This is a genomic window from Sunxiuqinia elliptica (assembly GCF_900113005.1).
GTDB classification, from domain to species: Bacteria; Bacteroidota; Bacteroidia; order Bacteroidales; family Prolixibacteraceae; genus Sunxiuqinia; species Sunxiuqinia elliptica.
The window spans coordinates 151,268-177,810 of sequence record NZ_FONW01000007.1; the positions used below are offsets into that span (position 1 = coordinate 151,268).

Annotated in this window: 20 protein-coding genes; 12 read left to right on the forward strand and 8 right to left on the reverse strand. The window is 43.5% G+C overall.

Annotated elements, in window-relative coordinates:
- Nucleotides 1–62 precede the first annotated feature (62 nt).
- From cobA to BM156_RS13735, 7 genes are all read right to left on the reverse strand, one after another.
- Complete coding sequence (cobA, locus tag BM156_RS13705; RefSeq protein ID WP_093920458.1) at nt 63–839, reverse strand: uroporphyrinogen-III C-methyltransferase; 777 nt, start codon at nt 837–839, stop codon at nt 63–65.
- Between the two features lie 32 nt (nt 840–871).
- The gene (locus BM156_RS13710; RefSeq protein ID WP_170846961.1) at nt 872–1,702 is read right to left on the reverse strand and encodes an SDR family oxidoreductase; all 831 of its coding nucleotides are present in this window, start codon (nt 1,700–1,702) and stop codon (nt 872–874) included.
- A 4-nt stretch (nt 1,703–1,706) separates the two neighbouring features.
- Nucleotides 1,707–2,447 carry a uroporphyrinogen-III synthase gene (locus BM156_RS13715; protein WP_093920460.1) on the reverse strand — a complete coding sequence of 247 codons (741 nt, stop codon included), beginning with the start codon at nt 2,445–2,447 and terminating at the stop codon, nt 1,707–1,709.
- A 4-nt stretch (nt 2,448–2,451) separates the two neighbouring features.
- A complete protein-coding gene (gene cysI / locus BM156_RS13720; protein ID WP_093920461.1) occupies nt 2,452–4,149 on the reverse strand; it encodes an assimilatory sulfite reductase (NADPH) hemoprotein subunit in 1,698 nt (565 codons plus the stop codon).
- Nucleotides 4,150–4,231: 82 nt separating this feature from the next.
- Nucleotides 4,232–6,022: an assimilatory sulfite reductase (NADPH) flavoprotein subunit gene (locus BM156_RS13725; RefSeq protein WP_093920462.1), complete on the reverse strand. Its 1,791-nt coding sequence runs from the start codon at nt 6,020–6,022 to the stop codon at nt 4,232–4,234.
- A 12-nt stretch (nt 6,023–6,034) separates the two neighbouring features.
- A complete protein-coding gene (locus BM156_RS13730) occupies nt 6,035–6,487 on the reverse strand; it encodes a precorrin-2 dehydrogenase/sirohydrochlorin ferrochelatase family protein (protein WP_093920463.1) in 453 nt (150 codons plus the stop codon).
- 30 nt (nt 6,488–6,517) lie between these two features.
- Nucleotides 6,518–6,748, reverse strand: a complete 231-nt coding sequence (locus tag BM156_RS13735; RefSeq protein ID WP_093920464.1) for a DUF2061 domain-containing protein — start codon at nt 6,746–6,748, stop codon at nt 6,518–6,520.
- Nucleotides 6,749–7,245: 497 nt separating this feature from the next.
- Between BM156_RS13735 and BM156_RS13740 the strand changes: the two genes are divergently transcribed.
- The 5 genes from BM156_RS13740 (at nt 7,246) to BM156_RS13760 (ending at nt 16,879) form a co-directional block, all read left to right on the forward strand.
- Nucleotides 7,246–7,701, forward strand: a complete 456-nt coding sequence (locus BM156_RS13740; protein ID WP_139218284.1) for a DUF6769 family protein — start codon at nt 7,246–7,248, stop codon at nt 7,699–7,701.
- A gap of 142 nt (nt 7,702–7,843) precedes the next feature.
- On the forward strand, nt 7,844–9,100 hold the full coding sequence (locus BM156_RS13745) for an efflux RND transporter periplasmic adaptor subunit (protein ID WP_093920466.1): 1,257 nt from the start codon (nt 7,844–7,846) through the stop codon (nt 9,098–9,100).
- Nucleotides 9,101–9,120: 20 nt separating this feature from the next.
- Nucleotides 9,121–12,219 (forward strand): efflux RND transporter permease subunit, encoded by a 3,099-nt coding sequence (locus tag BM156_RS13750; RefSeq protein ID WP_093920467.1) that lies wholly within the window; start codon nt 9,121–9,123, stop codon nt 12,217–12,219.
- Nucleotides 12,216–13,445: a TolC family protein gene (locus BM156_RS13755; RefSeq protein ID WP_093920468.1), complete on the forward strand. Its 1,230-nt coding sequence runs from the start codon at nt 12,216–12,218 to the stop codon at nt 13,443–13,445. Before BM156_RS13750 ends, BM156_RS13755 begins: the two co-directional genes overlap by 4 nt.
- 155 nt (nt 13,446–13,600) lie before the next feature.
- Nucleotides 13,601–16,879 carry a PAS domain-containing sensor histidine kinase gene (locus BM156_RS13760; protein ID WP_093920469.1) on the forward strand — a complete coding sequence of 1,093 codons (3,279 nt, stop codon included), beginning with the start codon at nt 13,601–13,603 and terminating at the stop codon, nt 16,877–16,879.
- 3 nt (nt 16,880–16,882) lie between these two features.
- Here the strand turns inward: BM156_RS13760 and dinB are convergent, their stop codons facing one another.
- A complete protein-coding gene (gene dinB, locus BM156_RS13765) occupies nt 16,883–17,956 on the reverse strand; it encodes a DNA polymerase IV (protein ID WP_093920470.1) in 1,074 nt (357 codons plus the stop codon).
- A gap of 636 nt (nt 17,957–18,592) precedes the next feature.
- Here dinB and cas9 point away from each other — a divergent pair.
- The 7 genes from cas9 (at nt 18,593) to cas2 (ending at nt 26,227) form a co-directional block, all read left to right on the forward strand.
- Nucleotides 18,593–22,633, forward strand: a complete 4,041-nt coding sequence (gene cas9, locus BM156_RS13770; RefSeq protein ID WP_093920471.1) for a type II CRISPR RNA-guided endonuclease Cas9 — start codon at nt 18,593–18,595, stop codon at nt 22,631–22,633.
- A 158-nt stretch (nt 22,634–22,791) separates the two neighbouring features.
- Nucleotides 22,792–23,064, forward strand: coding sequence for a hypothetical protein (locus BM156_RS13775; RefSeq protein ID WP_139218285.1), 273 nt, complete (start codon nt 22,792–22,794; stop codon nt 23,062–23,064).
- Nucleotides 23,065–23,191: 127 nt separating this feature from the next.
- Nucleotides 23,192–23,848, forward strand: coding sequence for a PQLLE family protein (locus tag BM156_RS13780; RefSeq protein ID WP_093920473.1), 657 nt, complete (start codon nt 23,192–23,194; stop codon nt 23,846–23,848).
- A 71-nt stretch (nt 23,849–23,919) separates the two neighbouring features.
- Entirely contained in the window at nt 23,920–24,300 is a 381-nt protein-coding gene (locus tag BM156_RS13785; RefSeq protein WP_093920474.1) for a transposase, read from the forward strand.
- Entirely contained in the window at nt 24,281–24,895 is a 615-nt protein-coding gene (locus BM156_RS13790) for a hypothetical protein (protein WP_093920475.1), read from the forward strand. The genes BM156_RS13785 and BM156_RS13790 overlap by 20 nt, the downstream gene beginning before the upstream one ends.
- Before the next feature lie 24 nt (nt 24,896–24,919).
- The gene (gene cas1, locus BM156_RS13795) at nt 24,920–25,840 is read left to right on the forward strand and encodes a type II CRISPR-associated endonuclease Cas1 (protein WP_244525746.1); all 921 of its coding nucleotides are present in this window, start codon (nt 24,920–24,922) and stop codon (nt 25,838–25,840) included.
- A 48-nt stretch (nt 25,841–25,888) separates the two neighbouring features.
- Nucleotides 25,889–26,227 carry a CRISPR-associated endonuclease Cas2 gene (gene cas2 / locus BM156_RS13800; RefSeq protein ID WP_093920477.1) on the forward strand — a complete coding sequence of 113 codons (339 nt, stop codon included), beginning with the start codon at nt 25,889–25,891 and terminating at the stop codon, nt 26,225–26,227.
- Nucleotides 26,228–26,543 lie beyond the last annotated feature (316 nt).

Below are 26,543 nucleotides of genomic sequence, written 5' to 3' on the forward strand. Positions count from 1 at the left end.
ATGTTTTTGTCTTATTTATTCAACTATTTTACACCTCCATCCAAAGCCCTGATTCCCACCAGCTAAACAAAGGTCTCAGCCTTAATTTGCTGAGCTTTTGTTCCGAGAATAATGACCGCCGGCATCGGAGGGTCAGTTTTACTTAAGAACGCTTCGACCGCATCTAACTGGGTAGTGAACAATTGCTGGTCAGGATGCCCTACCCGACTTACAATCTGCAACGGAGTATCTGTTGGCACCTTACGTTGCATGAGTTCTTTTCCCAACAAAATGAGATTTTTTAGGCCCATATACACCATCACCGGGGCATTGGCCCTAAGCACCGCAGCCACTTCATCCATGTTTTCGAAGCCACCATTTCGCTTGTGTCCGGTATAAAACATGGCCATGCTATTGGCATTGCGCAAGGTCACCGGAATATGGAAACAGGAGGCCGCGGCTAAGCCTGCCGTAATGCCTGGAACCACCTCAACCGTTAAGTCCTCTCGAAAACAAAAAGCCAGCTCTTCGGCACCACGCCCAAAAATGAACGGATCACCTGCTTTAAGGCGCACAACCCGCTTCCCTTCGTGGGCAAACTGCTTTAACTGCTCATGAATACGATCTTGTCGCTCGGTTTGGTGTTGTCCATCCTGGTAGTGTTTGCCAGCGTATATTTTTCGGGCATGCGGTGTCGCCAGATCCAGGATGTCGGTTCCATGCAAGGCATCATACAAAATTACATCGGCTTGCTCCAGCCTACGCAAAGCGCGTACGGTCAGCAATTCAGGATCACCAGGCCCCGCCCCTACGATCGATATCAGATGCGGCTTTACCACATCCTGCTTATTTGTCAACATGTCATTAAGATTTGGATTCTCCCAAAAAAGAATTACGATTCCTGAGCAATCAGCCTCAGGTAGTCTAGCGGACTAGCAAACTTAAATTGGTAGTTAAGCTGCTGAATCAGCTTGCTGCTATCGACAATTTTATAGGATGTTCTTTCCTCTGAAAACTGCGGTAAGGGCAAACCCGAAATCTCCGAAGCTTTCTCATAAAACTCTTGCCGACTGGGATGTTGCGGGCTACAAGCATTAAAAGTCTCCCCCCAAACTTCATCATCAATCAACTTCAGTATAATTTGAATACAGTCATCCTGGTGAATCAGATTAACAGGTTTCGCTCCACTGCCTGCCTTTTTTTGCCGGCTTAAAAAGCGAGCAGGATTACGATCTGCACCAATCAATCCTCCAAAACGCAATACGGTGGTTTTAAAATTCGGATTTTGAGTCAGTAAAAACTCAGCCAGCACCAAGGCTTTTCCCGAAGATTTCTCTGGCAACAAGACATCCTCTTCAGTAACCCGTCCATCCAGCTCATTATAAACTGACGTTGAGGAAATAAATAACACCTTGGGTACCCGGTATTGCTCCAGGTATTTGACTAACTGCTTGATTTGAGCCGGAAAAATAGTTTCGATAAAATCGACCCGACGTGGCGGAATAGCAACAATCACCAGATCGGTATCAAAAAAGTCCGGCTCCTTTAACTGAACCTTATCGGCATCGAGCACTAAGCGGAAAGGTTGAATCCCTGCCGCTGCCAGCTTTTTCAGCTTTTGCCGGTTGGTAACCGAGCCTTTAACCTGAAAACCACGGGCCAATAATTGTTCGGCCAGGGGAAACCCCAGCCATCCACATCCTAATATAGAAATTCGTTTCATGCTCTTACTCAATAATAACCCGATGATCAGGCTTCGGTTCATTCAACTTCTCAGTAATCCGTTTGATTGCATATTTTACAAACGAAAGCTCCTCTTGCTCTGATGATTCCAACACCAAGTTAGGAAATTCAGCCCAAGCAGTCTGAGCCGTCCGGGCACCATTGGCCAAAACCGATGCTTGAGGCGGTGGAAAGTTCCCCGAAGCCTTATAACTTCGAATGGCACTCTCGCTGAAAAACAGGTAGCCATCAAACACTTCGTTCATCAAAATTTCGATGGAGGTATTCTTGTACACTTCAACGGAAGCCCAGTTAAGCCCTTGGGCATCCAACAACTCAGGCAATTGGTTCAACGACTTGTCGCCTCGCAGATAAATTATTGAAGCTCCGGTATCATCGTTGATCAACAGATCGGCAAGCGCATAAGCATTCGGAGACTTGGGACGTACGACCTGAACGCCACAATTTCTCAAAATTCCTTCCTGTTTATCTGAAAGACAGTACACCAGTTCATCTTTCTTCATTCCAATATGCTCCTGAAAACGTAATAGCCAATGGGCTGCATAAGAGCTTGTCACCACCCACTTTTTAGTTTGTGGGCTGATGGGGTCAAAAAATTTCCGATCAGGCTTCCGGTACGTGATTCGCACCAGAGGTTGCTCAATAAACCGGATCTGCTCGCTGATTAACCACTTACGGGTTAAAGCGGATAGTTTTTGTCCAATAAAGATGGCTGGTAATTCCATGGGATTAATGTTTAAAATCTTTTCCTTCCTTCGTCTCTTTCACATAGCCTTTTCGAATAACAAAATCTCCAAATCCTTCGCCCTCTTGTCGATTATCAGCATAATCGGCGATAATCGGGCGCAACTCAGCAAGAATTTCATCTTCAGAAAGTGTTTCTTTGTAGAGGGTATTCAGGCGTGTGCCGTTGAAGTTCCCTCCCAAATAGAGGTTGTAGTGGCCCAGAGATTTTCCAATGAAACCAATCTCTGCCAAATAAGGTCGTCCGCAACCATTGGGACAGCCGGTCATTCGAATGACAATTTCCTGTTTTAGCAAGCCGTGCTCCTCCAAAATCAGCTCAATTTTGCTGATTAGTGTTGGTAGGTAACGTTCAGCTTCAGCAAAGGCCAGCCCACAGGTATTCAAAGCCACACAAGCAATCATGTTTTGCCGAAGCCCGGATAGCTGTAGCGGCCAAACACCATATTTCTTTAAAATCCGGTTGACCTTATCCTTCTCCTGCGTATTTCCGATGATCAAATTTTGATTGCCTGTCAAAATGAACTGAGCATCTTTCACCTTTTCTGCCACTTCGCGCAAAGCCGTTTTTAGTTTTACCGTTTCTGAATCTTTTACCCGTCCACCTTCAATAAACAGGTTCAGGCTCCATTTTCCATCTTCGCCTTTCTTCCAGCCATAGCGGTCACCGTTTCGACTAAAATTAAACGGGCGAGCGGGCTGCAAATCATAGCCGAGATACTGATTGACTTCAGCTTTAAACCAATCTAGCCCATTACGGTCAATCGTATATTTTAAGCGCGCTTGCTTCCGGTTCGTCCGATCACCATTGTCCTTCTGTACCAATACGATCTTCTCAGCCACCTCAACAGCCTGCTCCGGAGTACAAAAACCAATCACATCGGCCAGCCGAGGATAAGCTTCCGGAATACCAAAAGTAGAACCAAGCCCGCCGCCAGCAGTCACATTGTATCCCACCAATTGCCCCTGCTCTTCGATCGCTATAAATCCTAAATCCTGCGAAAAGATATCGACATCATTGTATGGTGGAATAGCCACTCCTATTTTAAATTTACGCGGCAAATAGCGGTTTCCATAAATGGGCTCAATTTCCTCCTTGCTATCGGCTACCTTTTGCTTGTCCAGCCAAATCTCATGATAGGCTGAGGTTCGTGGCATCAAGTGAGCCGACAAATCACCGGCCAGTTGATACACCTCAGCGTGCAAAGCAGATTCTGCAGGATTGGCATGCGACATCACATTCCGATTGACATCACCACAGGCAGCAATCGTATCCAGCAAGGCAGCATTAATTCCCTGAATAGTCGCTTTCAGCTTCTTCTTGATGACACCATGTAGCTGAAACGCTTGACGCGTGGTTAATTTCAACGTTCCGTTGGCATGCGTGTCAGCCAAAGCATCCATTTGCAACCATTGCGCGGCACTGGTCACACCTCCGGGCAAACGAACACGAATTAAAAAGGAAAAGGCTGGCTCCAGCTTTTGACGTTTCCGCTCCTTCTCTAAATCGCGATCGTGCTGTTGATAGATTCCATGAAATTTGGAGATTTGCGTATCATCATTTGCAATGGCACCGGTTACCGGATCGGCCAGACTTTCCTTTAAAGTACCTCGTAAGTAGTTACTGTCATATTTTATTTTTTCAACTTCAGCTAGCTTACTCCAATCAATTATTTCGCTCATCGTTCTATTTTTATAGGGGGTTAAGTTTGCAAGCAGCAAAGCCTGCGATTACTTCAATTTCTATTGTTTGATGCTTTTGACCTTAATATACATCAGCCATAAAGCGTTTCTCTTTTTTTAGTTTTTTGAAGTAGGCCTTGGCCTGCTCTTCAGTCATTCCTCCCTGCGTTTGAATAATCTCCAGCAAGGCCGCTTGCACGTCGCGGGCCATGTACTTCATATCGCCACAGAGGTAAAAAATTGCGCCATTGTTGATCCACTCAAACAATTCTTTTTGCTGCTCCAACAGTTTGTGCTGCACGTAAACTTTTTCTTTTTGATCGCGAGAAAAAGCCAAGTCAATCTTTTCGAGAAATCCTTTTTGAAGGTATTTCTGCCACTCGAGCTGATACAAGAAGTCAGATGCAAAGTGTCGTTCGCCAAAGAAAAGCCAGCTTTTCCCTTTCAACTCAGCAGACTCGCGTTGCTGCAGAAATGCCCGGTAAGGAGCAATTCCTGTTCCGGCACCAACCATGATAATTGGCGTTCCATTTTGAGGCAGTCGGAAGTTTGGATTTTTATCAATGTAAATCAGCACCTCATCATCAATCTGCAAGCGATCGGCCAGGAAAGTAGAGCACGCTCCATAGCGCTTCCGCCCTTTATTTTCGTAGCGAACACGCGATACCGTAATGTGAACTTCATCCTCCACAGCCTCCTGACTTGAAGAAATGCTATACAGACGCGGAGGTAAGGGACGCAAGAGTTCCAAAAACTCAGTGGCTGTTAGTTTAAATGGAAACTCGTGCAACAAATCCAGTACATCGTGCCCATACAGATAATCATCCAGTTTTTTGTCGTCTTCCAGAATTGCTTTGACCGCTTCAATTCCAGTTTTTTCAGCATACTTTTCAATAACATCGCGAGTTAACAAGGTAACTTCATAGTGATGTTTCAATGCCTCGTTGAATGGCAACTTACCAATGCGCGTTTCGACAACCTCCTGATCAATCACCCCCAAAGTCGCGATAATATCGTCAACCAACTGTGGTGGATTTTGGGCGATCACCCCCAAGGCATCACCAGGCTCATAGGTAATTCCTGATCCTTCCAAAGAAAGTTCCAAATGATACACTTCCTTGTCAGAATCACGCCCGGTGATTTGTACTTTATCCAATACCGTCGCAGCAAATGGGTTCTTTTTGGAATAGCTCGCAACTTCGGACTTAGCAGCGGTCTGCACAGGCGCACTGGATGCGTTCGGTTGTTGTTTTGCCAATTCAGCTAACACGGCTTCGCCCCACTTTTCTGCATCATCTTCATAATCAACATCACATTTCAGAATGGGGAGTAAAGGCTTTGCTCCAGCTTTGCTAAGCGCTTGATTCATGTCAACACCGGTTTGGCAAAACAGCTTGTAACTCTTGTCGCCAAGGGCCAAGACCGAGTAATTTAATCCATCCAGCTTAGGCACTCGCTTGCCCGTTAAAAAGAAATAAAAGTCTTCAGCCATCTCCGGAGGTTCGCCTTCTCCATGAGTACTAACAATCACCAACAAGTTCTTTTCATCTTTCAACTGCTTGGTTTTATAATCGTCCATCGGCTTGATCACACTCTTGATGTTTCGCTCGGCGGCTTTTTGGCTCAACGCTTTGGCTAATGCTTCGCTGCGGCCGGTATGGGTCCCGTACAAAATCGTAAGGGGTAAAGCTCCGGCGGCTTCAGCGGGCTGTTCTTCAGGACGAACCTCCGTTGTTGAGCCCACAGCTACACTTCCTGCTAATCCTTGAAAATAGCCATTCAGCCAAGTAATTTGTTCTTGTTGAATGCCTGTTGTCAATTGTTGCAAGGCCTTCAGTTGAACTTCAGTTAAGGGGGAAAACTTAATACTCATCTTTTCTGGTCTTTATCTATTTTGAGATTCTAAAAACGTTCTAATTTCATTTCTTACCTGGATGGAAGCATAAACATCTTTTGCATTGGAGCTTACCGCCACCCGGATATCACCTTGCTGGTGGATGGCAGGAGAAACAAACTGGCAGAGAGCCGGTTGATCATGGATGTTTACCAATACGCCTGCTGCTTTTCCGTCGCGAACAATTTGTTGGTCAACTTCGGCATTGTTGGAGCAAGAATACACCATGAGATAGCCATCCAAGTCTGCCTCTTCGTAGGCTTTCAAAGCATATGGAATCCCACTCTCTTTAATCTCGTCGCACACCTCCAAGGCAATTACTTCAACATCTGCATCAAAGCGCTGCAAAATTTGAATTTTGCTCCAAGCCGATTTGCCACCTCCTACAATCAGGATTTTCTCGTCGGCAATATTTAGCGCTATCGGTAAAAAGTTCTTCTCCATCTTTCCAAGTCTGTTTATTCCAATTCACAATTAAATCTGATACTCAATGTCGGACTCGTCAATCTTTCCAAACTTGATCTTATTCCAAGTTCGTTCGTGGAAATAGTACAAAACCATTTTGGTGAATAGTTCCACGCCACCAATCGTCACGGCAAATTCCAGTTTGCCAATCACCAACCAGGCAATCAAAATGGTATCTAAAGTTCCAAGGGTTCTCCACGAAATGGTTTTAACAACACTTCGGTAAGGTTTCTCTCTCATGCTTTTCCGGGCTTTTAAACCAAAAAAAAGCCCTTCTGTATGTACAGAAGGGCTTTCCTTTAGATTTTATGTTATTAACTAATCGTCAATTCATTCTCTTTCCCCCTTCTGCATAAAAAGATTACAACACATACACATCATGGTACATGCTAAAGTCATCTTGTTATTTACAGAAGTTGAAAAATTCATCGCGTAATTTTGCGTTCTAATTCGGGTCAAAAGTAATGACAAGTTTTAAAAATCAAAACATTTTTCTGATGTTTTTTTTATTAAATCTAAATAAAAGATTACAATTTGAATCATATCCCCCTAATAATCCACCATTATGAAAGAACATATGCTTACAAATAAGCAATCATAAAGATTGCTGCAAAACGAGCTCCATTCCGCGTTAATAAAAGGATGATAGCCTCTTTATTTTAGTCGAAAAGCATTTCAATAGAGTTAAGCTTTATTAAACCAATGCGAACAGCCTCTAAAAAGTCTTTCAAAATTGAATGAAAAATGTATTTTTGTGTTTCAGCTTGAAAAGAATGCACAGCAAGTTCAAACATATCGGTACCCTCTTCATGTGGATTTCGATGCTCATAATTCTTGGGCATAGCATTATTCCACATCATCATCATGCCGAAACGGCAGCTTGCGAGCACGAATGTTTACATGCCGAAGCGGGCTCAGTTGTTAATCAAATGCCTGCCTTTAACAATGCGTTTGGCTCCACACTTTGTGAAGCCTCCCATGGAAATCAAGGTTGCGAGGCCTGTAACTTCAGCATCGAAGCCACATCGGCGCTTTCTAAGCTTATTATTGATTACACCTACCTCTCAGGGACTTCACTTCTTCATTTAATTTTCCCTCAAGAGCAATTGGTGGTTGTAGATGTTTGGAACAATCATTACTCTTTTGATTTCTATCACCAAACATCATCAAGGGCACCTCCGGTGCTTGCCTAACACCACCCCTTTTCTGACAAAAAATACTCATTGCATGCTTAATGATATCACATGCAGCTTGATTCCTGATGTTTATACTCCCATCGAAAGATAACAGCTTAGATAAACAACTTGTATTCAAGCACAAACAATAAAAATTCAAATGAAGAAGATCATATTACCATTTTTATTATTCGGTTACCTAGCTTGGGGGACAGCCTGCTCCTCGAGCAATAAACAAGGAGAACACGACCCCCAACACGATACGGAAGCTGCTCACGATCATGAAGGGCACGACCACGGAGAACATGATCATGACCATGAGGGCGAGGAACACGACCATGACCACGATCATGAAGAAGCCAGCTCCGAACATGCCGGTCATGACCACACGAGTGAATCTGAAAAACATGAGCATGAACACAACGAAGCCTATGGCATGCTAGTCATCGCTCCCAATAAGTTTCAGGAAGTAATTCACACCTCCGGAAACATTATGCCTGCTCAGGGAGATGAGATTACACTGACTGCCAATCACGATGGAGTGGTTGTTTTTGGGAATAAGTCTCTACTTCCGGGAGAGCAAGTTCGTCAAGGAGAAAATCTAATTACCATTTCAGGAAAAACGATGATTCACGATAATATTGAAGCCACTTTTTTGGATTCAAAAACGGCATACGAAACAGCCAAGGCCAATTACGAAAGAGCAAAACTGTTGAACGCCGATAAAATTACCTCGGATCAGGAGTTGGCTGAAATCAAAATGGCTTTTGAAAAAGCCCGGATCAACTACGAAACCATCAAGCAAAACTACTCATCAGGAGGTCAAAAAATCTCAGCGAATTCCAGTGGTTACATCAAGGATATTTTAGTTTCGGAAGGTGAATTTGTAACAACCGGTCAGCCCATCTTAAAGATCACAAAAAATAAGCGACTGGTAGTAAAAGCAGATGTTCCACAACGCTTTTTTCCCATGCTTAGCAAGATTAAAACGGCCAATTTTATTACCCTTTATGATCAGCAACTTCACAAAACGGAAGAGCTCAACGGGAAGCTGATTTCATATGGAAAGTCAACGGGTGAAAACTCGTTGTTCACACCAATCTACTTTGAGATCGATAATATTGGCAATTTGCTTGCTGGATCTTTTGTGGAAGTTTACCTGAAAACATCGGAAGTTCCGAATGCCATTGTTGTTCCAAAAACAGCTCTGCTCGAAGAAGCCGGACGCTATTATGTCTATGTTGAAGCAGGCGAAACGTTTGAAAAACGGTACGTTACCATCGACTGCAATGATGGTGAAAACTACCACATCACCGATGGTTTGAAAGCAGGTGACCATGTGGCCACAAAAAACCCTTATTTGATCAAATTGGCCTCCATGTCGAGCGCACTGCCGGCACACAGCCACCAACACTAATTCTTCAAGATTAAAAAGCTATGCTAAATAAAATTATTGAGTATTCGCTGAAGAATAAGCTGGTGGTAATGATTATGGCCACCCTTATTCTCGGCGCAGGAATTTTCGTCACCACTGACATGGAGGTTGATGTCTTTCCCGATTTGAATGCCCCGACAGTCGTCGTACTGACAGAGGCTCATGGAATGGCACCAGAAGAAGTTGAACGCCTGGTGACCTTTCCCATTGAAACCGCAGTTAATGGAGCAACCAACATTCGGCGTGTCCGCAGTTCTTCAGCCATGGGATTTTCCATTGTATGGGTTGAGTTCGACTGGAACATGGATATTTACGATGCCCGCCAGATTGTAAGCGAAAAGTTAGCAACCATTGCCGACCAAATGCCAACCGGAGTGGGCTCACCAACATTGGCCCCTCAGTCCAGCATTATGGGTGAAATCATGATGATTGCTCTGACTGCTGACGAAACCTCGCCAATGGATTTACGCACACTGGCTGAATGGAACATTCGCCCGCGTTTACTTTCAGTTGGCGGAGTTGCCCAGGTGGCTATCATTGGCGGAGAATTCAAGGAATTCCAGGTATTGGCCGATCCACTTAAAATGAAATATTACGATGTTTCATTTCAGGAGCTGATTACCGCCTGCAAAGCATCCAACGAAAATGTGTCGGGAGGTTTTCTGAATGAACATGGACAGGAATACCTGATTCGAGGAATTGCCCGGAGCAATACGCCTGAAGAAATTGGTAACAACCTGGTTAAAATGAAAGATGGCTACCCCGTTAAAGTTAATGATGTAGCCCAAGTACGCATTGGTGCCGCTCCCAAAATTGGAGATGCTTCCTACCGGGGAGAAAAAGCGGTCATCCTGACCGTTACCAAGCAACCCAATGTCAACACCTTGGAGCTGACCGAACGAATTAAGACTTCGCTGGGCGATTTAAAACAAACACTGCCTGAAGATGTCGGCATTCACACCGATATTTTTGAGCAAGCCAAGTTCATTCAAACATCAGTCAACAACGTGCAAAAAGCGCTGATCGAAGGTGGACTCTTTGTTGTCATCATTCTGTTTGTTTTCCTCATGAACTACCGAACAACAATTATTTCGGTACTGGCAATCCCGCTATCGCTGTTGGTGGCCATTTTAGCCATGAAATGGATGGGAATTTCCATCAATACGATGACCCTGGGAGGGATGACAATTGCGATTGGATCGCTGGTTGATGATGCCATCATCGATGTAGAAAACGTGTACAAACGGTTACGCGAAAACAGCCGGTTGACCGATGATCAAAAACGACCTATTTTCAATGTAATTTACGAAGCCTCTGTTGAAATCCGGGCTTCCATTTTGAATGCAACCCTTATCATTATCATAGCATTTATTCCTTTATTTTTCCTTTCGGGAATGGAAGGACGAATGCTACAACCGCTGGGGATCGCCTACATTGTATCGCTTTTTGCCTCTCTCTTTGTAGCCATTACCATCATTCCGGTGTTGAGTAGTTACCTGTTAACCAACGAAAAGCGTTTGCAAAAACAGGCCAAGGGCAGCCGTGTCGAACGTTTTTTACGCCAGCACTACACACAAACCCTGCAAAAGGCATTAAGCTACCGCAAACCGGTAATCGGCATCAGTGTTGCATTGTTTGCAGTAGCGATCGTACTGATCACAGGCTTTGGACGGAGTTTTTTACCCCCCTTCAACGAAGGTTCGCTAACGATCAATACGACGACCATGCCGGGAATCAACCTTGAGGAAAGTAATAAACTTGGAATTGAAGCGGAAAAGGCGCTTTTATCAATTCCAGAAATTACCTCGGTAGCAAGACGCACCGGGCGGGCAGAAATGGCAGAGCATGCCTTTGGAGTGAATGTTTCGGAGATTGATGCTCCCTACGAACTGCAAGACCGTTCGCGGGAAGAGTTCCTGCGCGAGGTGCGAGAAAAACTCAATCAGATCCAAGGAATTACGGTTGAAGTGGGACAACCCATCAGTCACCGGATTGACGCCATGCTTTCCGGATCGAAGACCAATATTGCGATTAAGCTTTTTGGAACCGACCTGAATGAAATGTTCCAAATTGCCTCACAAATCCGTAAAGAGATACAGGATGTTGAAGGAATTGGAGACCTCTCGGTAGAACAACAGATCGAGATTCCTCAACTTCAAATCAAACCCAACCGGGAAATGCTGGCTCGCTACGGAATTTCGGTCAATGAGTTTTTGGAATTTGTGGATTATGCCTTTGCCGGAGAAAAAATATCCGACGTATTCATCAATGAAAGAGCTTTTGACCTGGTGCTTCGTTTTGACGACGACTACCGCGACCAGATTGAAGCTGTTCGAAATGCTTTGATTGACACGCCTTCCGGACAAAAAATTCCGCTCTATTATGTTGCCGACATTCAGTCGACCTTTGGACCAAATACCATTGGCCGTGAAAACGTGATGCGCAAAATTGTGGTTGCCGTCAATGTGGCTGACCGCGATGTACGCAGTGTGGTCAACGATATCCAGGATAAAGTTTCAGCAAACATCACGCTACCCGAAAACTATCACCTGGAATATGGCGGCCAATTTGAAAGCGAAGCGGAGGCCAGTCGTGTGTTGCTCACTGCTTCCTTGGGAGCTTTGCTGTTAATTTTTATTCTGCTGTATGTTGAGTTCAAAAACACAAAGCTGGCCATGATCATTCTGATCAACTTGCCACTGGCGCTTATCGGCGGTGTCGTGGCTATCTGGATGACCTCCAGGGTTATTAGTATTCCTGCAATCATCGGTTTTATCACCTTATTTGGGATTGCCACCCGAAATGGAATTCTGCTGATCTCGCGTTACCAGAGCCTTACTGATCAGGTCGATAGTTTGAAAGACCGAATCATCAAAGGTTCAGCAGATCGGCTTAATCCAATTTTGATGACCGCTCTGACTGCCGCTTTGGCTCTTATTCCGTTAGCCTTGGCTGGCGACAAACCAGGAAACGAAATTCAGAGCCCAATGGCCATTGTTATCTTGGGAGGATTGTTAAGTTCTACCCTACTCAACATCTACGTGGTCCCCATTATTTATTATCTATTTCAGAAAAAAAAGGAGGAAAAGTCAGCCTTATGAAACGAACTAGAAAACAAGTAACAGCAATGTTACACCAACATAAACGCAACACCCTGAAAGTTTTACTATTGACTTTTCTGGGGGTGCTATCTCAGGCTGTCTATGCTCAAAACAACGTAGACGAATTTCTATCGCTTGTGGAGCAAAACAACCAAGAGCTTAAAGCAGCATACAAACTCATGGAAGCCCAACAGATGGGCTTCCAAACGGGGCTTACGCCTGATAACCCAAGCATTGAGTATGGCCATTTCCCCGGAAAGCAAGAGGAAATTGGGAATAAAACGACCTATGGCATCAGCCAGTCATTTGACTTTCCAACGGTTTATTCGGTACGGAAAAAATTGGCTAACGATCAAAGTCAGTTAAGCGAATACGAATACCAGCTATTCCGGCAAGCCAAATTACTGGAAGCTCAACTCGGCTTTTACCAGTATGCTTTCCTGCTGAAAAAACAGCGAATTCTACAAAAACGCCTGGAGCATGCCGAGCAGCTTTACCAATCGTATCAGACCAAGTTTGAACGTGGTAACGCCTCGGTGCTGGATGTCAACAAAGCGCGGATTCAATACCTGAAAACCAAGAGCAATAACCAACTACTGGTTCAAGAGCTGGATGCCCAGCAAAGAGACCTGCAGCTACTTTCCGGCCAAACTCCGGACACGCTGGTTATTGTCTCCAATCCAGCAAACGAACTCCCCTCCTTGGAAACCGTCCTAAGCGATATGCAGCAACTTCAGCCGGAAGTTCGTTACCTGCAACAAGCCCAGCAGGTTGCCGACAGGCAGATTAAGCTGGCCAAGCAAAACTGGCTGCCCGAACTTGAACTAGGCTACGAATCGGAAAAGGCCGGAGATGGCACTTATCGTGGGGTTCGTGGGGGCCTGTCTATTCCGCTTTGGAAAGATAAAAACAAGGTGAAGCAAGCCAAAGCGCAGGCTATTTTCGAGGAGCAGCGCTACAGCTCGCGGTTAAGCTCCTTGGTAAGTGAGACACAAAAGCGCTATAAACAGGCCGAAGAGTTAAATAAAATTTGGAAAGAATATGACCAAACGCTAAAAGAAGCAGCCAACATCGGCTTTTTGGATAAAGCCTTGCAATTAGGACATCTTTCTGTTATTGATTATTTTAACGAGCTGGCTTTTTACTATGAAACGATTGACACAGCAATGGAGATCGAAAACAACTATATCCAAACGCTGGCCAAGCTCCAAGCTTATAAACTATAACACAAAGAGATAGCCATAAATACTTTTATTGATCCTTATCAATATGTCCAATTCAAGAAAGACATTCATTGTCAATAAAAAAGTAAAATAATATTTCTATTTTGCAGTTCTTTAGCGACCGGGTAGATGGGAGATGATTAGAAACGAAAAGGACTATGCTGAATAAAACTCAACCACAAGAAGGCTCAAACAAGCCAGAAGAGGAAATAAGACGACTCAAACAAAGGTTAGAGGAAGAAATTGCCAAAAATGCCTTGTTGGGAGAACACATCCAACAATTACAGGACGGTCAGAAAAGCAGCCTCCCCTTCGCAAATGAGAAACGTCTATCAGCAATCCAGGACTTTGATAGTTTTAATCACCTTTCCATCCCGGCCTGGGAACAAGATTTTTCGCAGGTAGCCCAGAGCATTAAAGCGCTTCAGGTACAAGGAATAAATAGCCTCTCATCCTACTTTGATTCCCGTCAGGATGAATTTTTCAGGTTACTCAAACAAATCAAAATCATTCATCACAATAAAGAAGCCGAAATGTTTACGCCCAAAGACATGGCGTATAGCTCTTTGCTTGATCTCTACCTTCCTGAAGCCTACCAAAGTATTTTAAAGCAATTTTACTGTATTCTTCGTGGCGAAAAGCGCTTAACAACAGAGCTTCCAATTGAGCTTCCCAATGGCGAAAAGCGCTATTACATTCTCAAATGGATCGCCATTGAGCATCCCATTCCTTATAAACGAGTGTTGGTATCGCTCGTCAACATTACCGACCGGCATGCCATGGAAGAAAAACTGGCTGAAACAAACCGCCAGCTTTCAACCTTAATCAAAAACCTCTCCGGTATCGTTTATCAGTGTAAGAACGACAACCACTGGACCATGCAATACCTGAGCGATACCGTTCAGGAAATTACCGGCTATTGCTGTCAAGAGTTGCTTTTTAATAAAAAGAAGTCCTTTGCTGATCTCATTCATCCAGAAGATCGAAAAAGTGTTGAGCGTGAGGTCCAACAAGCGATTCAAAAGCATCATCAATTTTCCATTGAATATCGCATAACAACTAAGAAAGGAGAAGAACGCTGGGTATGGGAACAGGGAGTTGGAATTCCGGGCCATAATCCTGAACACATAGAAACACTCGAAGGGTATATTCTTGATATTACCGACCGAAAGCACTATGAAGAAGCACTCCTGCAAAGTGAAGAAAAATTCAAAAAAGCGTTTCATGCCAGCCCCATGGCCATTATGCTCGCCCGAGAACGAGATGGTAAGATCATAGAGGCCAACGAAAGCTTCACCGAGATTACCGGGTGGACCAAGGAAGAATACGAAGGCAAAACAAGCGTGGAGCTGGGAATTTGGACTAATCCTTCTGACCGAATTGATTATATCACGACCATTCAGCAAGAAGGGAAGGTAAAAGCCCGGGAATATCTTATTTTCAGAAAGTCGGGGCACCTCCGGAATGTGCTAATTTCCGGCTATCCAATGCGATTGGGAGAGGATCACATTATCATCGCCAATATCACCGATATCACGGAACACCGGCAAGCCCAACTTAATCTCAAAAATGAACGCACCCACCTTCGTACGGTGCTCGAAACCATTCCCGACCTAATCTGGCTAAAAGATCCGGATGGGGTTTACCTCAATTGCAACTACCAATTTGAGCAATTTTTTGGTGCAACGGAGGCTGAAATCATCGGTAAAACCGACTATGATTTTGTCAGCAAAGAGTTGGCCGATTTTTTTCGAACAAACGATAATTTGGCTATACGTAAAAACCAAGCCAGCACCAACCTGGAATGGGTAACCTTTGCCAGCGACGGACATCGGGCCCTGCTTGAAACCGTAAAAACCCCCATGCGCGACAGTCAAGGCGAACTTGTAGGTGTGTTAGGAGTTGCCCGGGACATTACCAAGATCAAACTCAATGAGGAAGCACTAAAAGAAAGTGAAGTGCTTTACAAGGCCATTTTTAATAATACTGGAACGGCCACTTGCTTGATTGACGAAAACCGAACCTTGATTCTTGTTAATGAGAAATTTGAACGTTTAAGTGGCTACTCCAGAAAAGAACTGGAGAACAAAATGAAGTGGACCGACTTTGTGATACCTGAAGATTTGGAGAAGATGCAAAAGCATCACAATAACCGACGACAGGCGCCACAAAATGCCCCCAGACAATACGAGTTTACCTTCGTTGATCGCAGAAAAGCCGAACACCACATCTTTCTAAATATCGACATGATTCCCGGGACAAAAACATCAGTAGCCTCCTTGCTTGATGTTAGCGTTCGGATCAATGCACTGAATGAGTTGCGGCAAAGCCACGAGAAATATCAAAACCTGGTAGAGAATATCAATGATATTATTTACGAGTTAGACGCTGACTGGAATTTCAGCTATATCAGTCCCAGGGTGCAAGCCATAACAGGGTACCCTCCCTCACATTACCTGGGAAAATACTTTCTTGAGGTTGTGGCTGAGCGCGACAAAGCAGATGTTGAAAAACGCTTTGATGGCTTCCTGAAACAAAAAGACAACCTTCCTCTTGAGTTCAGAGCACAAACATTGGATGGTCAAACGGTTTGGCTGCGCATCTCTGTTCGCCCGGTAATCAAAAAAAACCACATTATTGGCTTACGGGGAATTGGAAGTGATATTACCCGGCAAAAACGGACCGAACAAGAGCTGATTAACGCCAAAGAAAAAGCAGAGGCCGCCGACCGGCTGAAGTCCGCTTTCCTGGCAACTATGTCACACGAATTACGAACCCCGCTCAATGCCATCATTGGGTTCAGCCAACTGATAGACGAAAGCTTGCCGCCAGCAGAGATGGTCGATATGGGTAAAATTATTCACTCCAGTGGCAATCATTTATTGTCGATCATCGAATCTATTTTCGAGTTGACCATGCTTCAATCCAAGCAAACAAAACTTCGAGTTGAAAATTTTACCGCACAAGAAATTGGAAAAAGCCTGGAGTTTTTCATGAAAAGTGAACTAAAGAAATACGACAAACAAAACATCAGCTTCTCCTTCTCCGGCTTTAATGCTGCAAAACAGCCCAACATCCAGTCCGATAAAACCAAGTTAACGCAACTGCTAACGAACCTTATCAGTAATTCAGTTAAGTATTCCAATAAGGGTAAAATTACAGTGGAATGCCAAGCCAAGCAAAAATCCGTCATTTTCTGTGTAAAAGATGAAGGGATTGGAATTGCTCAAGAGATGCTTGAAGTCATCTTTGAACGATTCAGGCAAGTAGATGATAGCAGCACCCGACGCTATGAAGGAGTTGGACTTGGCCTTTCAATCTGCAAGGAAATTGCAGAGCTGCTTCACGGGGAAATATGGGTTGAATCAGCGCCATTAAAAGGCTCAAAGTTCTATTTTAAATTGCCCTTAACCCAGGAAAACAACGCACACAAGTGAAAACTAAAAATCGATGGTCAATTGAATAGGCCCCTTTACGGGTTCTTCAAAGTTTGAGATGGTGAGTCCCAGCAAGCGAACGCCCTTCACAAACGGAGCTTCGTGCTGCAATAATTCGGTTGCATGCGTATGCAACAGTTCTTTCGAACGAAACAAAGTCAACAAGGTTTTACTTCGGGTGATTTGCTCAAAGTCGGCAAACTTGATTTTCAGAGTCAGGGTCCGGCCATGCTTCTGCGCTCGCTCCAAACGTTGCCACACTTCATCTTCAATGGCCTGCATCTTGGTCTGTAAATCCTCCAACAAAAAATAATCAGTATCAAAAGTACGCTCCGCCCCCAGCGATTTTCGCTCGCGCGATGGTGTCACCGGGCGATCGTCATTTCCCCGAACAATTTGATAGTAATAAGCCCCCGATTTCCCAAACTGACGAATCAGCTCCTGCAGTTCCAGTTTTTTCAGATCAGCTCCAAAGTAAATCCCCTGCCGATTCAGCTTTTCAGCCGTCACTTTGCCAATCCCAAAAAACTTGCGCACCTCCAGCTTCTCCAGGAAAGCTTCAGCCTCATCAGGCGTAATCACAAACAAGCCATCCGGCTTATCGACATCCGAGGCCACCTTAGCCAAAAACTTGCAATACGAAACTCCGGCCGAAGCAATCAAGCCCGTCTCTTCCTTGATGCGCCGTTTAAGTTCACGAGCAATAAGCGTAGCCGACGGTTTTCCTTTCCGTGCAAAAGTCACATCCAGAAAAGCTTCATCCAGCGACAAAGGCTCAACCAGGTCGGTGTACTCAAAAAAGATCTCCCGAATTTGCTGACTCACCTTTTTGTACTTATCGAAATTGCTGCGCACAAAAATCAAATCCGGGCACTTTCGCTTAGCCACCACCGAAGCCATGGCCGAATGAATCCCATAACGCCGGGCCTCGTAGCTGGCTGCGGCAATCACTCCCCGCTCATGATCGCCACCAACAACCACAGGTTTCCCGCGCAATGCCGGATTATCGCGCTGCTCCACCGAAGCATAAAACGCATCCATATCCACATGTATAATCTTTCTCAACGGTGTTTCCATGGCCAACTTGTCAATACATGTAAAAATCTAAAATCTGTAACAACGAAGTTTTGTACAGAATTGAGGTAAAAGTACCGTTTTTGCCCGAATTACACGAAAAAGCCGACAGACAACCCTTTCGAACGCCGAACCCCCAACCCCCGATTCAATGAGCAAAAGCCAAGCTCACTCATCGGCTATCGCTCGGGATCCCTGCCTGACCATTCGGGGAAGAGTGCGGTTAAATGATAAAAAAAATAAAATCATCGCCTTACTAATTTAACGATAAAATCTCCTTCGTTGCCGGAAAGCGGGGGGTCATCACGAAAAATGGCTCGTTCATGAAAAAAAGATCATTTCTGTTTACTAATCATCAATTAGATTGTAAATTCATACATCCAATCAATTATGAACACTAGCTCATCGAAAGAAGGTCAGTAACACAGGAAAGGTCAGTGTTCCTATTAAAGATAGTTTGATGATTCGAAAACAAACCGGCTAAAAATAAAAACTCCCACCGAAGCGGGAGTATAGGAATGTTTTCCTTCGGCTTATAGCCTTATTGTGATAAGATGTAAAACAAAATTCGTTCTAATGTTAACGAAGGTAAGAAATAAAAGACATAAAAAACAAACCAAACAATAAAAATTTAAACCTATGGCTAAAATACTCGGACTGGACCTCGGAACTAACAGCATTGGCTGGGCAGTGGTTGAAAAAGAAAAAAATGAAGATTTCAAGCTTATCGATAAAGGCGTTCGCATTTTTCAAGAAGGCGTAAAAATCGAAAAAGGAGTTGAAGGATCAAAAGCAGCAGAAAGAACAGCATACCGAAGTGCCAGACGATTAAAATATCGCCGAAAACTACGAAAAATTGAGGTTCTGAAAGTCCTTTCTGAATTTGGCTACTGTCCTCCATTAACAAATCAAGAGCTTCGAGACTGGCGCTACAAGGGAATTTATCCAATCAATCAAGCTTTCCGAAACTGGCAAAAAACCGATGAAATTGTAAGCAAAAATCCGTATCGATACAGAGCCTTAGCAGTAGAATCAAAATTCGACTTAAACAACGAAGTTGATCGATTTCGCTTAGGAAGGGCTTTTTATCATTTAGCCCAACGTAGAGGCTTCTTAAGTAACCGACTTGAAACAACTAAGGAAAATGATGGTACAGTAAAAAAACAAATTGAAGAACTTAATACCGCAAAAAAGAATAATACTCTTGGTCAGTATTTCTACAATTTATATCAGAAAGGCATAAAAATAAGAGGAAAATATACCCATCGGGAGAAACATTATTTAGAAGAATTCAACCGCATTATTGATTTTCAGCAATTGCCATCCGAATTTGTCGATAAGCTCCACAAAGCTATTTTCTACCAACGTCCGTTAAAATCTCAAAAAGGATTAGTTGGAAATTGCCCGTTCGAAAAGAATAAACCCCGTTGCCCGGTATCGCATCCTCGATTTGAAGAATACCGAATGCATGCCTTTATCAATAATATCAAGCTAAAGACACCCGATGATGACCAACTTCGATATTTGAATATCGATGAAAAAGAAACAATTATCCCGCTCTTTATGCGCAAAAGCAAGGAGCATTTCAAATTTGAAGATATCGCCAAGCGGCTCACTCCAAAGGGAGCAAAATACTCTTATATAAAAAGGAAAGAACGTTCTGAGGCAGATTACTTATTCAACCATGACATGCGCACTTCAGTTAGCGGATGCCATACCACAGCTCAATTAATTGCCATATTTGGCGCTAACTGGGAACAAGAGCTTGTCAATTCTTATACATTGAAAGAACAGAAGACGGGACTCAAGTCAACAGAAGAAATCGTAACCGATATTTGGCATGTCCTTTTTTCATTCGATAAGACAGAAAAATTGGTTGAGTTTGCTCAAAACCGATTAAGGCTCGATGAGCAAAAAATACGAGAGTTCTCAAAAATCAAGTTGAAACACGACTACGGTGCTTTAAGCTTAAAGGCCATCCGGAAAATTCTACCTTATTTGAGACAAGGCTTGATCTATTCTCACGCTGTATTTATGGCTAAGTTGGAAGATTTGGTTCCTAAAAACATTTGGAGTCAAGAAGAGAATCGTAAGCTAATTCAAGATGAAATTCTTCACATCATTCAATCCCAGAGTCGGGAAAAACAGCTGGCGGACATAGTCAATGGAATAATAACAATGAGCCGAAGGGAAGACATAAGCTGGAGTGACAATGAATTCTGGCAGGCTAACCTTCAAAAAGACTTACTCAAAAAACTAAAAGCTGTTATTGGCAATAAAACCTGGGAAGAATATCCAGAGACCGAAAAAGAAGCCTATCAGCAAAAGGTTTATGAGCTCGTAAAGCAACAAATGAGCAATAATCTTGGACGCGGTGAATATCTGAAATCGAAAAGGACGGATGAGCGTATTCGTAATTTCATCACCGACCAATTTGATGTTGATGCCAAACAATTGGAGCAAATGTATCATCCTTCAGCAGTTGAAGTCTATAGAAAGGCATCAAAGGCAGCTGATGGAAACTACTATTTAGGAAGCCCCCTTATTTCGGCTATTAAAAATCCGATGGCCATGCGTGCTTTGCATCAACTTCGAAAAGTAGTTAATGAGTTGATTAAAAATCGAGTGATTGACTCTGATACCAAAATAAATATAGAAATGGCACGCGACCTTAAAAATGCCAATGAACGGAAAGCACTACAGCGCTGGCAAAATAAGAGACGTGACAAGCGTAAAGAATACCAAGAAGAGCTACGCCGAGATTACCTGGCTGCAACAGGAAAAGAGATGGAACCATCAGGAAACGACATCCTTAAATACCAACTTTGGGAAGAGCAAAAACACATTTGCTTGTACACGGGAGAGAACATTGGCTTAACCGAGTTTATTGGCGACCATCCCAAATACGACCTTGAACATACCATTCCTCGCAGTTTGTCATTCGATAACTCACAGGAAAACCTAAGCCTTTGCAACAGTCATTATAACCAAAAAATAAAGCGCAACCGTATCCCCTCTGAGTTACCCGACCATGAGACCATCCTCCAGCGAATTGAGCACTGGAAAAAATACATTGAAGAGGCGAAAGAAGGAGTTGAAAAAGCCGTTCGCCAAAGTAGGGCAAATGCCGACAACAAGGAAGTAAAAGACGCAGCAATCCAACGCCGACATCTGCATCAACTAAATCTTGACTATTGGAAAAGTAAATACCATCGTTTTGAGATGAAAGAGGTTCCCGAAGGATTTAAGAACAGTCAGCTAGTTGATATCGGGATCATTACAAAATATGCAAGACTGTATTTGAAAACCGTATTCAACCACGTTTATACCGTAAAAGGAAAAACAGTTGCTGACTATCGGAAACTATGGGGAATACAAGATGAGTTTGTCAGAAAAGAACGAATAAACCACATTCACCATTGCATTGATGCCATTACTATTGCCTGTATGAGCAAAGAAGCGTACGAGCAATTGGCAAATGCTTATCACGAGTGGGAAGAATTGGAACAAATGCAAGCAACAGATATGCCACAGGTAAGCCCTCCCTGGCCAAACTTTGCATCTGATTTAAAATCGATTGAAAACGAAGTATTTATTTCTCATTACACCCCTGATGTACTCCCCAAAAGAACTCGAAAAATATTAAAGAAAAGAGGGCAAGTCGTCCGGGACAAAAAAGGGAACTCTATCATTGTGAAAGGGGATTCGGTACGCGGAGCTTTGCATAAAGACACAAATTACGGAGCCATAAAACAAGAAGAGATCAATAAAAAAGGAGAGGTAACAGAAAAAACTGTTTACGTAGTCCGCAAGCCCATCGATGCCTTAACACCAAGTGATGTTCAAAATATTGTTGACGACAATATCCGTTCGATTGTCGAAAAAGGCAAAAAGGAAGAAAGCAAGCTGCGTAAAGACCTCGAGAAAGCGCAGAAGCAACTTCGGGATGCTGAAAAACAAGAACAACTAACAAACTGCCAGCAAACAGTTGACCAACTCTTGGATCAGCTATCAAAGATCTATGCCATCCCCAACAAAGACGGCAGCTATACTCCAATTAAAAAAGTAAGATGCAAAGCAACAACAGTTACAAATCCTTTAAAAATAAAAGCACACCGAGATCAATCAAAAAAGGAACACAAACAATACAGCTATTTTGTAAATGATGGTAATTATGCAATGGTTGTGTATGAAGGCTTAAATAAAAAAGGAGAAATCAAACGGGATTTTTCAATCGTCAACAATCTTGAGGCAGGTAAATATTTCAATACGAAAGAATCAGTAAATCCATTTCCCAACCAACATCCTAAATCAAAAAAATACTTAAAATACATTCTAAAAACAGGCTCTGTGGTTTTATTCTGGAAAGACTCTCCTGCTGAGTTAAAGAAAACGGCAACAGAAAGTGTATTGCTTTTGTATAAAGTTGTCAAAATGAATAAAGATGGAAGAATTACATTTAAGTTTCACCAGGAAGCCAGAAATGATGAAAGCCTAAAAACTGATTATGAAAGTAAATATGGAGAAAAAGCGCCCAAATCGTTAACTAATGGAGTTTCAACAGTTAATTTTGATTTTCCCGCACCAAAGTTATTATTAAGTCCTTCAAAATTCAATTTTCTGGTCGAAGGCTACGAGTTTAAAATAAGTGCAACAGGAAAACTAGAATGGTTAAACTGAAAACCGACTCACTCGGCAATATCAAACGAATAAAATAACCAGTCCTTCAAGGTCTTGAAAGGTCATGAAGGATTCGTAAACAATTGAAAAATACAGGCTAAGCTTTTCCAAAGTTTAACACTTTGGAAAAGCTGAACCACCTAAAAAAACGTAACAGCATGCTAAAAACCAGAACGGACTACTGGCAACCAGAGCGAAGCATGATTTTCCGGGGCGAAACGCTAAAATCGGTGGCGGTAGTGATTCAAACCAATACACCTGAGCTTTCTACCTCGGCGGAAAGCAATTTTCGGCAGCGGAGAGCAATAAATCACTGCGAAAAGCCTCTTTACCTGGTTCAATGCCTTTTCGCTGCGGGAATAAGCCTATCGCAGCCAAATAAACGGTCTCTGTTTCGGGGGAACCATCCCCCATTCAAACAATACTCCTGAACTTTGGGATAGATCAGAATACCGCACAGCTCGTCCCGCTTCGTTCTGTTTTCCCAAAATGTTCCTCCTCAAAACTGCTGTACCGGCAGACTACGCAACACTTTCTTATCATTCTCAAATTATTCCTATGAATTTTTCAAAATTATCAATCGACGAGATTTTATTTCAGTCCAGTATTCGAATCAACAACAGCCTTGGCGATTCAAAAATTCTGAATGCTGTTTCGCCCATGGGCTATCCCGAGGCCAAACTGAACGAAGGAAAAGCTTTGTTGACCGAAGCAAGCACCTTGGTTGAAAACCAGAAAAAAGAGTATGGCGAGCTGGATGCCGCCCAGGAAACCTTTAAAGTAGAAAAGCAAAAAGCCAACGAGACCTACAAAAACATGGTGGCTATTGGACGGATTGCTTTTAAGACTGATGTGCAGGCAACAACCACGCTTGAGCTTAATGGGCGACGTGCTTCCACGCACAGTGGCTGGCTGAAACAAACGCAGGGCTTTTACCGTGCCCTGCTGGCAAACGAAAGCTGGAAGGCGGCCATGGCCAACTACGGACAAACCGAGGAGAAACTAACAGCCGAAATTGCGGCTATTGAAAGCGTGGCAGCCGCCTCGGAAAACGTTCGAAAAGAAATGGGCGATGCCCAAAATGCCACCCAGCAACGCGACCAAAAAGTGGAAGAACTGGCTGACTGGATAAACGATTACGAAGTCATTGCCCGCATTGCCCTGGCCGATAAACCCCAACTACTCGAAAAAATCGGCATTGTGGTGAAAGGCTAAGTCCCTATTTAATCCTTCAAGGTTTCCAAAAACCTTGAAGGATTAAAACAGATCAAAAAAAAGAAAAACCGATGAGCATACCTCCTCTCGAACACAATCACTTTTACCACATCTACAACCGTGGAATAAACAGCTGTAACCTGTTTCAGGAGAACACCAACTACGAGTATTTCCTTTCACTTTATGCGAGATACATTTCACCGGTAGCCAACACCTATGCGTGGGTGTTAATGAGGAATCATTTTCATCTGCTGGTAAAGATCAAAGGAGAGGACGAAATTCAGGCGTTTTTTCAGAACCTTCAAGGTATCAAAAACCTTGAAGGTTTGAAAGGAACCAACCGAACCCGGGTAAACCAACAGCAAAACAAACCTTTTCCAAAGTTTGAAACTTTGGAAAAGGTCTTTCAATCATTTAATCAAAAAGAACAGCATGGAACCATTGTTGCCTGAATGTTACTTCCATATTTACAACCGCGCAATTGGGAATGAATTACTTTTCAGAGAAGACAAAAATTACACGTTTTTCATTGAAAAGTATAAACAATACCTAACACCAATTGCCGATACGCTGGCCTTTTGCCTGATGCCGAATCATTTTCATTTGTTAATATGCCTGAAGCCACAAGCTACAATCGAAGCCCAACTATTGAGTTCAGCTAAAGGCGCAAAAAATTATCCTGCTGCAGATTGTATTGAAAAACGGGAATTGTTTCTAAGCAAATATATAAGCAAGCAATTTTCGAATCTCTTCAGCTCTTACACCCAAGCTTATAATTTGATTTATAATCGAAGAGGTAGTTTGTTTTTAAAGAATTTTAAGCGAAAGCCAGTCGAAGATGATGGCTACCTGATCCGTTTGGTGAATTACATCCATCGTAACCCTGTAAATCATGGCTTTGTCAGTCAACCTCAGCAATGGAAGTACTCTTCGTATAATGCCATCGTTTCGGATCAACCAACTTTGATTAAACGGGATGAGGTGCTTCAATGGTTCGACGGATTAGCCAACTTTAAGTATAACCATTTCTACTCGCTGGAGTTATAGCAATCTTTTCCAAAGTTCGAAATTTTGGAAAAGGTCATCCCAAAACAAAAAACCATGCTCAAACGAACCTTATTCTTTTCCAGTCCCTATTATTTAAGTTTGAAGGACTGCCAGTTGGTGGCGCAGTCGAAAGACCAGTTGACCAACAAAACCATTCCGGTTGAAGATATTGGCTTTATCGTGCTCGACCATCCACAAATCAGTTTTAGTATGAAACTGGTGGAACAGTTGAATGCCAACAAGGTGGCCCTGGTGTTTTGCGACAGCAAGCACATGCCCTCCTCCATGTTGCTCAACCTCGAAAGCCATAGTTTACAAAGCGAATTGTTCCGGGCACAAATCAGCGCTTCGGAACCGCTGAAAAAGAACCTCTGGAAACAAACCATCGAAGCCAAAATACGCAACCAGGCCGCTCACCTCGAAAAGCAAGGCCATAAAGCCCACGAGCTGCGTGCTTATGCCAAAAGCGTAAAGAGTGGCGACCTGGAAAACCGCGAAGGACTGGCCGCACGCATTTACTGGAGCCGGTTGATTGGGCAGGGCTTTTTCCGCGACCGTTACGGCGATCCGCCCAACCACCTGCTGAACTATGGTTACATCCTGCTGCGCTCGGCCGTTGCCCGTGCCCTGGTGGGTTCCGGCCTTTTGCCCACCCTGGGCATCCATCACCACAACAAGTACAATGCCTTTTGCCTGGCCGACGATATCATGGAACCTTACCGCCCGTTTGTCGACCAGCTGGCCTTAGCGGTTTATGGCGATTACCCCGATGAACTCTTCCTGAACAAAGAGATGAAAGCCCGAATGCTGAGCCTGATGGCTGGCGATGTGTGGCTGGACGGCACCAAGCGCCCGTTGATGGTCGCACTCTCGCAAACCACCGCCTCGCTAGGCCGGTGTTTCAATGGCGAAAACCGAAAAGTTGTCTATCCTCAATTCGAATAAAATCTTTTCCAAAGTTCGAAACTTTGGAAAAGGTAAAGTTCAATCCTCATGGAACAAACCCGTTTAAATGCCTATCATATCATGTGGTTATTTGTCTTTTTCGACCTGCCCGTGACTTCCAAGAAGGAACGCCGGCAAGCCACCCGATTTCGGAAAGACCTGATGAAAGACGGCTTTTCGATGATGCAGTTCTCGGTCTACATCCGCCATTGTGCCAGTCGCGAAAGTGCCGAAGTACACCTCAAGCGCGTGAAGGATTTTGTGCCCGAAAAAGGACAGGTCAGCATCCTGGCCGTTACCGACAAGCAATACGGGAGCATCGCCAACTACTGGGGCAAGAAAGATGATCCTTTGCCTGAAGGCCCCAAACAACTGGAAATGTTTTAAGCGCCCTTTTCGAAAGGCTAAAGCTTTGGGAAAACGATAAAAGAGCGTAACTTCCCCACTCCGTTCATTGACATATTGGCTTTTTCGTGTTAGTTTTGAACCGATAGGATTAAAAAAACCGTGCATCCAACCACTTCTTTGGAGTAAATCAGGCATTTTTCTTCTTGAAAAATCGCCGCAAAACCCCATCAACAAAGGGGATAAAAGCCCAAGGTTGTGGTTTGATGTAAAACAGCTAAGACTTACAACATTCATCAACGAAATTGGCTTTATGAATGAGTTGTGGTTTGATGTAAAACAGCTAAGACTTACAACC

Coding starts and splice junctions, on each gene's coding strand:
- BM156_RS13785 (WP_093920474.1), top strand. CDS start 23,920: ATGAGCATACCTCCTCTCGAACACAATCACTTTTACCACATCTACAAC.
- BM156_RS13745 (WP_093920466.1), top strand. CDS start 7,844: ATGAAGAAGATCATATTACCATTTTTATTATTCGGTTACCTAGCTTGG.
- BM156_RS13740 (WP_139218284.1), top strand. CDS start 7,246: ATGAAAAATGTATTTTTGTGTTTCAGCTTGAAAAGAATGCACAGCAAG.
- dinB (WP_093920470.1), bottom strand. CDS start 17,956: ATGGAAACACCGTTGAGAAAGATTATACATGTGGATATGGATGCGTTT.
- cas9 (WP_093920471.1), top strand. CDS start 18,593: ATGGCTAAAATACTCGGACTGGACCTCGGAACTAACAGCATTGGCTGG.
- cysI (WP_093920461.1), bottom strand. CDS start 4,149: ATGAGCGAAATAATTGATTGGAGTAAGCTAGCTGAAGTTGAAAAAATA.
- BM156_RS13755 (WP_093920468.1), top strand. CDS start 12,216: ATGAAACGAACTAGAAAACAAGTAACAGCAATGTTACACCAACATAAA.
- cas2 (WP_093920477.1), top strand. CDS start 25,889: ATGGAACAAACCCGTTTAAATGCCTATCATATCATGTGGTTATTTGTC.
- BM156_RS13715 (WP_093920460.1), bottom strand. CDS start 2,447: ATGGAATTACCAGCCATCTTTATTGGACAAAAACTATCCGCTTTAACC.
- BM156_RS13730 (WP_093920463.1), bottom strand. CDS start 6,487: ATGGAGAAGAACTTTTTACCGATAGCGCTAAATATTGCCGACGAGAAA.
- BM156_RS13750 (WP_093920467.1), top strand. CDS start 9,121: ATGCTAAATAAAATTATTGAGTATTCGCTGAAGAATAAGCTGGTGGTA.
- BM156_RS13710 (WP_170846961.1), bottom strand. CDS start 1,702: ATGAAACGAATTTCTATATTAGGATGTGGATGGCTGGGGTTTCCCCTG.
- BM156_RS13790 (WP_093920475.1), top strand. CDS start 24,281: ATGGAACCATTGTTGCCTGAATGTTACTTCCATATTTACAACCGCGCA.
- cobA (WP_093920458.1), bottom strand. CDS start 839: ATGTTGACAAATAAGCAGGATGTGGTAAAGCCGCATCTGATATCGATC.
- BM156_RS13725 (WP_093920462.1), bottom strand. CDS start 6,022: ATGAGTATTAAGTTTTCCCCCTTAACTGAAGTTCAACTGAAGGCCTTG.
- BM156_RS13735 (WP_093920464.1), bottom strand. CDS start 6,748: ATGAGAGAGAAACCTTACCGAAGTGTTGTTAAAACCATTTCGTGGAGA.
- BM156_RS13760 (WP_093920469.1), top strand. CDS start 13,601: ATGCTGAATAAAACTCAACCACAAGAAGGCTCAAACAAGCCAGAAGAG.
- BM156_RS13775 (WP_139218285.1), top strand. CDS start 22,792: ATGCTAAAAACCAGAACGGACTACTGGCAACCAGAGCGAAGCATGATT.
- BM156_RS13780 (WP_093920473.1), top strand. CDS start 23,192: ATGAATTTTTCAAAATTATCAATCGACGAGATTTTATTTCAGTCCAGT.